The following is a 9,225-nucleotide window of genomic DNA, read 5'->3' as shown; positions in this document are numbered from 1 at the left end:
CGGACGTAGGCCTGGGTGGCAGCCGGGAACTCCTCGAAGGAGCGACAGCCGGAAATGTCCTCGCTCCAGCCGTCGAGGTACTCATAGACCGGCACCGCGTGGTGGAAGTCGGTCTGGGACATCGGGACGTGGTCGACTCGTTCGCCGCCCACCTGGTAGGCCACACACACCGGGATCTTCTCCCAGCCGGTGAGGGTGTCGAGCTTGGTGAGGAACATGTCGGTGAAGGCGTTCGCGGTCACCGCCGCTTCGACCACCGGGGCGTCGAACCAGCCACACCGGCGCGGGCGTCCGGTGGTGGTGCCGAACTCGGCGCCGTCTGCGCGCAGCTTGTCGCCGTCGGCGTCGAGCAACTCGGTCGGGAACGGGCCCTCGCCCACCCGGGTGGTGTAGGCCTTCATGATGCCCACCGTCCGGTCGATCCGGGTCGGGCCCACGCCGGAGCCGATGCAGGCCCCGGCGGCGATCGGGTTGGAGCTGGTCACATACGGATAGGTGCCGTGGTCGACATCGAGGTGATGGGCCTGGGCGCCCTCGAAGAGCACCACCTTGCCCTCGTCCAGCGCGTCGTTGAGCACCCGGGCCACGTCGGTGACCATCGGACGGATCCGGTCGGCGTGGGCGAGCAGGCTCTCGGCCACCTCGGCCGGATCGATCGCCCGCCGGTTGTAGACCTTCACCAGCAGGTGGTTCTTCTGCTCCAGCGCGGCTTCGACCTTCTGTTCCAGGATGGACGGGTCGAAGAGATCCTGGACGCGGATCCCCAGCCGGTTGATCTTGTCGGAGTAGGCCGGACCGATGCCGCGTCCGGTGGTGCCGATCCTGCGGTTGCCCAGAAAACGCTCGGTGACCTTGTCGAGCACCTTGTGGTACTCGGCGATGAGGTGGGCGTTGGCCGAGATCAGCAGCCTGGAGACGTCCACCCCGCGGGCAGTGAGGCCGTCGATTTCCTCGCACAGCACGTCGAGGTCGATCACCACGCCATTGCCGATCACCGGCGTCGAGTTGGGGTTGAGGATGCCCGAGGGCAGCAGATGGAGAGCGTACTTCTCACCGTCCACCACGATCGTGTGGCCGGCGTTGTTGCCACCGGAGTAGCGGACCGTGTAGTCGACCCGATCGCCCAGTTGATCGGTCGCCTTGCCCTTGCCCTCGTCGCCCCATTGCGCGCCGACAACCACGATGCCTGGCATGCTGTGCCCCTTTGTCATGAGGATGCCCGGCACACCTGCCGGGCACTTGCGTCCTCACTCTATCGGAGTGCCCACCGGGGGTTCGTGGGCGTCGACGTCGCGCTGTCGCAGGAACAGCGCCAGGACGAGGGTGGACGCCAGGCAGAACGCCGTCCCGGCGAGCAGGGACGCCGGGAGTCCCCACAATTCGCCCACGGCGCCGCCCAGCAGCGCCCCGACGGGCATCAGTCCGTAGGAGACCGCCCGTCCGGCGCCGGCGATCCGTCCGAGCATGTGGCGGGGCACCAGGCGCTGCCGGAGCGACTGGCTGACCACATTGCCGACGTTGTTGCCCGCGCCCATCACCACCAGGCCGACCGCCACCGGCCAGAACCGCGGCACCAGCAGCGGCAGCCCGAACAGCACCGAGCCCAGCAGGAAGGACCAGACCAGCACCCGCACCTCGCCGACCCGGGAGATCACCTGCTCGGCCACCACCGACCCGCCGACTGCGCCGAGCGCGAAAGCCGTCATCAACAGCGCGTACTGCGGTGAGCTCAGCCCCATCGCGGAACCCGGGCCGACCGCCCACAGCACCAGAACCGCCATGAAGGCCGTGCTGCCCATGTTGAACAGGGTCCCGGCAATCAGGGTGGGCCGCAGCACCGGGTGCCGGACCAGCATGGCCAGCCCCTCCCATACCTCGGTCAGCACACCCGGACGGGGACCGTCGGCCGGTGCGTGCCGGAAGTGACCTCGGACACCGGTCAGCAGCGCAACGGCCGCCAGCGCGCCGAGGGCGGCGGGTACTCCGAAGATGCTCCAGGTGCCGAGCGCGACGAGGAAGCCCGCCACCGGAGCGCCCAGGAAGGAGCCGGCAACCTGCTGGACGGCGAGCACCCGTCCGTTGGCTGCGGAGAGCCGGTCGCGGGCTACCAGGTCGGGGACGATCGAGGTCTGTCCCAGGTCGGAGACGACGTCGGTGACGCCGTAGAGCAGCACAACCAGCAGGATGACCGGGATGCTGAGCCGCCCGGAGGCCGCGACCACGGCACCCGCAGCCAGGATGACCGCTCGGGTGGCCAGCGCAGCGACCTGGGCGTGACGGCGGTCGATCCGATCGACCAGGGCACCGCTGGGGATGCCGAGCACCAGCCACGGCAGCCAGGCCGCAGCCGTGAGCAGCGACACCTCCGCCGGGGACCGGGTCAGGGTGACGGCGACCAGCGGCGCGCCGACCTGCAGGATGCCGTCGCCCACGTTGGCCAGACCAGTCGAGGCCAGCAGGGCGTTGAACCGTCCGCCAAGAGGGTGCGGACGGAAGGCCCCGCCGTTCGGTGCCGGTACGGCGGACGGCGGCCGCCGTGCCGGGCCGCGGCCCGCCACCGTGGCACCCGTCCCGCTCGGATTGTCGCCCACCCCTGCGCCTCCCGCTACTCTGGTGCCGACGATGCAAGGAAACCCTTGCAAAGATTTCTCTGCAAAGGTAGTTCTGGATATGGCCGACGTCAAGACCGGAAGCGACTCCTCGTCCCCGTCCGTCCGCCCACTGCAGAAGGACCCGATCGGCGCCGAGGCGCTCAAGGCCTTTGCCCACCCGCTCCGGATGGCGTTGTACACGGCATTGACCGAGGACGGCCCGGCAACCGCTACCCAGCTTGCCGAGCGCCTCGGCGAGAGCACCGGACAGACCAGCTACCACCTGCGCCAGTTGGCCCGGCACGGCTTCGTCGAGGACGATCCGGGCCACAGCGGCGGACGGGAGCGGTGGTGGCGCACGGCGAGCTTCAGCATCGACGACCCTGCCGTCCTGGCCGACCCGGGAGCCACCCCGTCCGTCCGACGGATGTTCGAGCTGATGATCGGAGAACGGGTGCGGGCCCTGCAGGACACCGCCGATGCCCTGGTCGCAGGCAACACGGTGGACCCCGACATCGCCCTGCTGGCCAGTTACGCCCCGCCCATGACCCCCGCCGAAGCCAAGGAAATGCTGGACGCCACCCAGGCCCTGATCGAGGACCACGTGGCCCGGGCCAAGGCGAAGGCCGAAGCCGGGGACACCACCGGGCGCCAGCGGATCCGCATCCATTTCGACGTCCTGCCCCAGCCGCCCGCCGACTGACCCTTCCCGTTTCTCGCCGACCAGCATGAGGGAAGGGGTCGGGGGCACTCCTCGCCCGCCGCGAAAACCGGGTCCAAACGGCCTCCAGAGGGAATATCCCCCTCGACGGGGCATCTGGAACCGGATTTCGCGGGCGTGCAGAAGGGGCCGGCCCGAAGGACCGGCCCCTGTGCGGAGATTGCGAACTCAGCCGATGGTCTTGCCGGCGGAACGCAGCTGCTCGCAGGCCTCGACGATCCGCTTGGCCATGCCGGCCTCGGCGGACTTGCCCCAGGCGCGCGGGTCGTACTGCTTCTTGTTGCCGACCTCGCCGTCGATCTTCAGCACGCCGTCGTAGTTGCGGAACATGTGCTCCACCACCGGACGGGTGAACGCGTACTGGGTGTCGGTGTCGATGTTCATCTTCACCACACCGAAGTCGACCGCGTCCGAGATCTCCTGCGCGGTGGAGCCGGAACCACCGTGGAAGACCAGGTCGAACGGCTTGTCACGACCGTACTTGGCGCCGACGGCGTCCTGGATCTCCTTCAGGACGGCCGGACGCAGCTTGACCGCACCCGGCTTGTACACGCCATGCACATTGCCGAAGGTCAGGGCGGTCATGTAGCGGCCCTTCTCACCCAGGCCGAGCACCTCAATGGTGCGCAGGCCGTCTGCGACGGTGGTGTAGAGCTTCTCGTTGATCTCGGCCTTCACGCCGTCCTCTTCACCGCCGACCACGCCGACCTCGATCTCGAGGATCTGGCGAGCCTTGGCGGTCAGCGCCAGCAACTCGTCGGCGATCTGCAGGTTCTCCTCCATCGGAACCGCCGAGCCGTCCCACATGTGCGACTGGAACAGCGGCTCCAGACCACGGTCGACCCGCTCCTGGGAGATCGCGATCAACGGCCTGACGTAGGGGTCGAGCTTCTCCTTGGGGCAGTGATCGGTGTGGACCACGACATTGATCGGGTAGTTCTTGGCGACCACGTGGGCGTACTCGGCCAGCGCGACGGCGCCGGTCACCATGTGCTTGATCGTGGGGCCCGAGGCGTACTCGGCGCCACCGGTGCTGACCTGGATGATGCCGTCCGAGCCGGCCTCGGCGAAGCCCTGCAGGGCGGCGTTGAGGGTCTGCGACGACGTGATGTTGATAGCGGGGAACGCATAGGAGCCGGCCTTGGCGGCGTCCAGCATCTCGGCGTACTTCTCAGGACTGGCAATGGGCATCGAAACGGGCCTCTCTTGAGGGTCTCACCCGCGGGCGATGCCGCGGGGCTTGCGGAACACTCCCAGTCTTTCAGGGATCAGGGCAAAGGTGCTAACCATCACGCCCAATTGGGACGCCCTGAGACCATTCTGCTCACCATATGGACGGATTGCGCGGCCGGTCAGCGGCGATCCGTCCAGCGGCGGGGACGGGGTCACGCCGGCGCTCAGGCATCCAGCCGGGAGAGGTCGACCCGGGCCCGTCCGCCGGATATCGCCAGCACCGCCGAGTCCAGCGTGGCCGGCAGCGCGTCGGTGTAGTCGATCAGCACCCGAGCCGTGCGGGCGTCGCGCCCGGTGGCCACCAGCTTCGCCGACGAGCCGAGCCGTCCGGGCCTCACCACCAGCGAGCCGAGTTCGTTCCAGGGGTACCAGGTCTGGCCGACCAGCACGCCGTCCCGATTCAACCCGATCGCCAGCGAGGGCGGCACCTGCTTCGCCTCCGACCGGGCCTGCAGCCAGCGGAACAGCTGGTAGCCGGCAGCGACCGCACCGACTGCCGCCACCGAGCCGAGGTACCAGGGCGCGGACGGGCCGAAGTCGTCCGGCCTGGCATACCAGCCGATGCAGCCCGCGGCGAGCAGCAGAAGCGTCCAGCCCAGCCGCCAGAGCAGGCTGGTGCGCGCCCGGGTCTGCCTGGCCTGCGCCAGGTCGGCCCGGTAGTACACCCCGAACTCGTCGCTGCTCACGCGGACATCGTATTCGCCGTCGCCGCACGCCGCCCGGCGCCCGGCTGGGTGACCGCCGCGAGACGAATCCAGCGCTCGTCCGCCCCTGCCCGGCCGGACCGCACTGACAGACTCTTTCAGCGCCCGCTTCGTCGCAGTGATCGAGGCGTCCCACCGTGGTTGGGGGGCGCCCGCCTCAGGCCCAGTCCAGAGCCCAGTGGTACATCGCGACCGCGGCGGCGGCTCCGGCGTTCAGCGAGCGGGTCGAGCCGTACTGGGTGATCGCCACCAACTGCTCGCAGGCCTCGACCAGTTCGTCGGTGAGACCGGGACCCTCCGAGCCGAAGACCAGGCAGCAGTGCTGCGGCAGCCGAACTCCTTCCAGCGGCACCGAACCCGGCAGATTGTCCACACCGACCAGGTGAACACCGGCCCCGGCCGCCCAGGCGGCCAGCGAGGCCACCGTGTCGTGATGCTGCACGGACAGGTAGCGGTCGGTCACCATGGCGCCACGACGGTTCCAGCGCCGCCGTCCGATGATGTGGACGCCCGCCACGTTGAAGGCATTCGCCGTCCGCACGATCGAACCGATGTTGAAATCGTGGTCCCAGTTCTGGATCGCCACATGCAGGTCGTGCCGCCGGGTGTCGAGGTCGGCGACAATCGCCTCCAGCCGCCAGTAGCGGTACCCGTCGACGACATTGCGGTGGTCGCCGGCGGCGAGCAACTCCGGGTCGAGCCGTGGATCGTCCGGCCACGGACGGGGGTGCGGACCCACGCCGGGGCCACTCACAGCTGCCAGCTCGTCCTCGCTCAGGGGGCCCATAGCCGCCAAGGTACCCTTTGTCACTGTGAACCTGCTGCCCGAGCTCGCCCTCGTCCCGCTCCTGCTGCCCGACTGGCTCGACCCCGAGTACCTGCTCACCGCACTGGGGAACTGGGCGCTGTGGGGGGCAGCGTTCATCATCTTCATCGAATGTGCGATCTTCCCGGTGCTGCCCGGCGACTCACTGCTGTTCGCGATCGGCATGTTCATCGCCAATGACGCCGAGATCATCCGCTTCGGCAACCTGGACAAGCCCGCGGTGTTGGCGATCTCGATGCTGGTGCTGATCGTGGCCGCCATCGCCGGCAACATCGTCGGCTACTGGGTGGGCAAGAGCGTCTCGCCGTGGCTGTTCAAACCCCGCCCCGGTCTGATCGGCAGGATCTTCTCGGTCAAGCACCTCGACCAGACCCACGCCTTCTTCGAACGTTACGGCTCCAAGGCACTGGTGCTGGGCCGTTTCGTGCCGTTCGTCCGGACCTTCGTCACCATGGTCGCCGGCGCAGCCGGAATGACCTTCCGGCACTTCATCACCTGGACCGGGATCGGCGCCATCGTCTGGGCGGCGGGAGTCACCCTGCTGGGCTTCTTCCTGGGCCGGATCGACTTCATCAAGCACAACATCGACGCCGTCCTGATCGCGATCGTGCTGGTGTCGGTCGTCCCGATGGTGGTCGAGTACCTACTCTCCCGCCGGCGTGCCGCCGCCGGGAAGGTCGACGCGGCCTGATGGCCTCCCCACGACTGCGCATCCGCCCCTCCGGTTGGATGCCGGACGGGGTCGACGACCGCCCGGCGGCCGGGCCCCGCGAGCTGCAGCAGGCGGTCGACCTGCTGGCGGGACGCCGCTGGGCCGCGCTCACCGGCGCCGGCATCTCGACCGATTCCGGCATCCCCGACTACCGCGGGCCGGACTCGCCGCCTCGTAGCCCGATGACCTACCAGCAGTTCGTCTCCGACCCCGACTTCCGGCGGCACTACTGGGCACGCAACCACTACGGCTGGCACCACCTGCGCCGCAGCGAGCCCAACGCCGGCCACCGTGCCCTGGCCGCACTGGAGGCCCGCGGGATCGTGCTCGGTGTGATCACGCAGAACGTCGACCGTCTCCACAGCGAGGCCGGCTCGAAACGGGTGATCGATCTGCACGGCCACTACAACGAGGTCTACTGCCTGAACTGCGGCCACCGGATCACGCGCAGCGAGTTGGACGAACGGCTGCTCGCGCTCAACCCCGGCTTCCTGGAACGGGTCGGCGAGGTGGACGACATCGAGATCGCACCGGACGCCGACGCCGTCATCGAGCAGACCCAGGATTTCGTGGTCGCCGCCTGTGAGATCTGCGGCGGCGTCCTCAAGCCCGACATCGTCTACTTCGGCGAACCGGTTCCGGCAGCGCGGGTGGCGGCGGCGTCCGCGCTGGTGGACGAGGCCGATGCGCTGGTTGTGGCGGGCAGTTCGCTGGCGGTGCAGTCTGGCTTGCGTTTCGTCCGGCGGGCGGCCGACGACCACAAGCCGGTGGTGATCATCAACCGGGGCATCACCCGCGGCGACCGGTATGCCGCCCTGCGACTCAACGCGGGCACCTCCGATGCGCTGAGCTACCTGGCCGAGCGGCTCTGACGCCGGCCTGGAGAACCCGTGAGCGGGCCACCGGACCCCGCCGAACATGCCGTGCCTGCGGTTCGACAGCGACGGCCCCGTCGAGGCAGCATCACCGCCCAGGCCGCCGCGGCCGTAGTTCGGCGGGGGCTGTCGAACCGGGGTCGCTGCCGCCCGGCCCGCGGTGCCCCGGAGGGTCCGCGAGCCGACGAGAAAGCTAGCCCTGCGATGGCGGACCGTAGGTCGGCGGCGCCGGAGGCTGCTCGGGCGGGGTGGCCGGCTGGCCGGCGTCGGACGGCGGGTACGGGGCGGGCGGCTCAGCAGGTTGCCCGTAGCCAGGCTGGGCAGGCGGGTACGGCGTCGGCGGCTGAGCCGGCGGGTACTGCTGGGCGGGCGGGAACTGGGCGGGCGAGAACTGCGCCGGCGCCGGTTCGGCGAACTGCCCGGGCTGCGGCGCCTGCGGATCGGACTGCTGGTAGGCCTGCGGGTTGGGCAGCCCTCCGGCCGCCGCGGCCCCGGCCTCGAGCTGGGCATTGGTCGGCTCAGCCGGGGTGCGCGGGGCGTCCCCTCGGTCGCTGATCTCGCCGAAGCTGACGCTCGGCGCCTGCCGGACCGCCTGGTCGTTGACCTCGAAGTAGGTGGCCTTCTCGAACTTGAACATGCCCGCGATGATGGTGGACGGGAACGACTCGACCTGGGTGTTGTAGTTGCGCACGTTCGCGTTGTAGAACCGACGCCCGGCGGCGATCCGATCCTCGGTCGAAGCGAGTTCGCGCTGCAGTTCGAGGAAGTTCTGATTGCTCTTCAGGTCGGGGTAAGCCTCCACGCTCACCATCAGGCTGCGGACCGCACCCGACAGTTGCTCCTCGATCTGGGAGCGCTGCTCGGTGGGAGCGCCACCGGAGGCCTGGGCCAGTTGCGCCGCCTGGGCGCGCAGGGCCGTGATCGACTCCAGCGTGTTGCGCTCATGGGCGGCGTAGCCGCGCACGGTCTCGACCAGATTGGGGATCAGGTCGTAGCGCCGGTTGAGCTCGACGTCGATCTGCCGCCATGACTCCTGAATCAGGTTGCGGGAGCGGACGAAGCCGTTGTAGAGCGAGACTGCGTAGAAGCCGATCCCCAAGATGATGATCAGCAGGATCAGGAAACCCCACATTGTGCGCTTCTTTCGTTCGAGGCGTTGGGCACGGCCAGCCTAGTGGGGTGTGGGCCGAATCGGGGAGGGTCACCCGCCGCGGAGGCTCGGAGAGCCGGGCCCCGGCGCCGGCCAGCAGCCTCGGGGACGCACCGATCGTCACTCGGCCAGGCCCCTCGACATCTTGGCCGCACCCCTGACGACAGGGGTTTTCGGAGGAGTTCAACCAGCAGGCGGCGGGTTCGCCGTCCGCTCAGCCGAGACCGAGGTCCGCCAAGCCCACCGCGTACCGGTAGGGCAACCCTGCGGCTTCGATTCGCTCCTTCGCGCCGGTGCCGCGGTCGACGATCACAGCCACCCCGACCACGACCCCGCCGGCAGCGCGAACCGCATCGACCGCGGTCAGCGCCGAGCCTCCGGTGGTGGAGGTGTCCTCCACCACCAACACCTGC

General features: G+C 69.3%; 9 protein-coding genes and 1 pseudogene. 3 read left to right on the top strand and 7 right to left on the bottom strand.

The features are described 5' to 3' along the window. Positions 1 to 1,193, bottom strand: a 1,193-nt coding sequence (locus tag VB080_RS15975) for an adenylosuccinate synthase (RefSeq protein WP_323419436.1), incomplete at its 3' end; no start/stop codon positions are given. Between the two features lie 54 nt (positions 1,194 to 1,247). Next, positions 1,248 to 2,591, bottom strand: a complete 1,344-nt coding sequence (locus VB080_RS15970; RefSeq protein WP_323419435.1) for an MFS transporter — start codon at positions 2,589 to 2,591, stop codon at positions 1,248 to 1,250. Positions 2,592 to 2,670: 79 nt separating this feature from the next. Between VB080_RS15970 and VB080_RS15965 the strand changes: the two genes are divergently transcribed. Beyond that, a complete protein-coding gene (locus VB080_RS15965) occupies positions 2,671 to 3,294 on the top strand; it encodes a helix-turn-helix domain-containing protein (RefSeq protein ID WP_323419434.1) in 624 nt (207 codons plus the stop codon). Positions 3,295 to 3,480: 186 nt separating this feature from the next. Here the strand turns inward: VB080_RS15965 and fbaA are convergent, their stop codons facing one another. From fbaA to VB080_RS15950, 3 genes are all read right to left on the bottom strand, one after another. Beyond that, the gene (gene fbaA, locus VB080_RS15960) at positions 3,481 to 4,503 is read right to left on the bottom strand and encodes a class II fructose-bisphosphate aldolase (RefSeq protein ID WP_323419433.1); all 1,023 of its coding nucleotides are present in this window, start codon (positions 4,501 to 4,503) and stop codon (positions 3,481 to 3,483) included. A gap of 206 nt (positions 4,504 to 4,709) precedes the next feature. Beyond that, positions 4,710 to 5,231, bottom strand: a complete 522-nt coding sequence (locus VB080_RS15955; RefSeq protein ID WP_323419432.1) for a hypothetical protein — start codon at positions 5,229 to 5,231, stop codon at positions 4,710 to 4,712. Positions 5,232 to 5,406: 175 nt separating this feature from the next. After that, complete coding sequence (locus VB080_RS15950; RefSeq protein WP_323419431.1) at positions 5,407 to 6,036, bottom strand: TrmH family RNA methyltransferase; 630 nt, start codon at positions 6,034 to 6,036, stop codon at positions 5,407 to 5,409. A gap of 25 nt (positions 6,037 to 6,061) precedes the next feature. Here VB080_RS15950 and VB080_RS15945 point away from each other — a divergent pair, with 25 nt between their 5' ends. After that, positions 6,062 to 6,766 carry a DedA family protein gene (locus tag VB080_RS15945; RefSeq protein WP_323419430.1) on the top strand — a complete coding sequence of 235 codons (705 nt, stop codon included), beginning with the start codon at positions 6,062 to 6,064 and terminating at the stop codon, positions 6,764 to 6,766. After that, positions 6,766 to 7,659, top strand: coding sequence for a Sir2 family NAD-dependent protein deacetylase (locus VB080_RS15940; protein ID WP_323419429.1), 894 nt, complete (start codon positions 6,766 to 6,768; stop codon positions 7,657 to 7,659). The genes VB080_RS15945 and VB080_RS15940 overlap by 1 nt, the downstream gene beginning before the upstream one ends. 196 nt (positions 7,660 to 7,855) lie before the next feature. Here the strand turns inward: VB080_RS15940 and VB080_RS15935 are convergent, their stop codons facing one another. Together VB080_RS15935 and VB080_RS15930 are read right to left on the bottom strand one after the other, a co-directional pair. Beyond that, positions 7,856 to 8,794: a LemA family protein gene (locus VB080_RS15935; protein ID WP_323419428.1), complete on the bottom strand. Its 939-nt coding sequence runs from the start codon at positions 8,792 to 8,794 to the stop codon at positions 7,856 to 7,858. Between the two features lie 232 nt (positions 8,795 to 9,026). Beyond that, positions 9,027 to 9,225 (bottom strand): annotated as a pseudogene (locus tag VB080_RS15930) (orotate phosphoribosyltransferase); the annotation flags it as partial.

The organism is Propionicimonas sp., assembly GCF_034927565.1.
GTDB lineage: Bacteria > Actinomycetota > Actinomycetes > Propionibacteriales > Propionibacteriaceae > Propionicimonas.
The sequence above is the reverse complement of the archived record's forward strand: the minus strand, read 5'-3'. Positions and strand labels throughout refer to the sequence as shown.

Bases quoted from the DNA above. Each gene is read 5' to 3' on its own strand.
- VB080_RS15965 (WP_323419434.1), top strand. From the start codon at position 2,671: ATGGCCGACGTCAAGACCGGAAGCGACTCCTCGTCCCCGTCCGTCCGC.
- fbaA (WP_323419433.1), bottom strand. From the start codon at position 4,503: ATGCCCATTGCCAGTCCTGAGAAGTACGCCGAGATGCTGGACGCCGCC.
- VB080_RS15950 (WP_323419431.1), bottom strand. From the start codon at position 6,036: ATGGGCCCCCTGAGCGAGGACGAGCTGGCAGCTGTGAGTGGCCCCGGC.
- VB080_RS15940 (WP_323419429.1), top strand. From the start codon at position 6,766: ATGGCCTCCCCACGACTGCGCATCCGCCCCTCCGGTTGGATGCCGGAC.
- VB080_RS15935 (WP_323419428.1), bottom strand. From the start codon at position 8,794: ATGTGGGGTTTCCTGATCCTGCTGATCATCATCTTGGGGATCGGCTTC.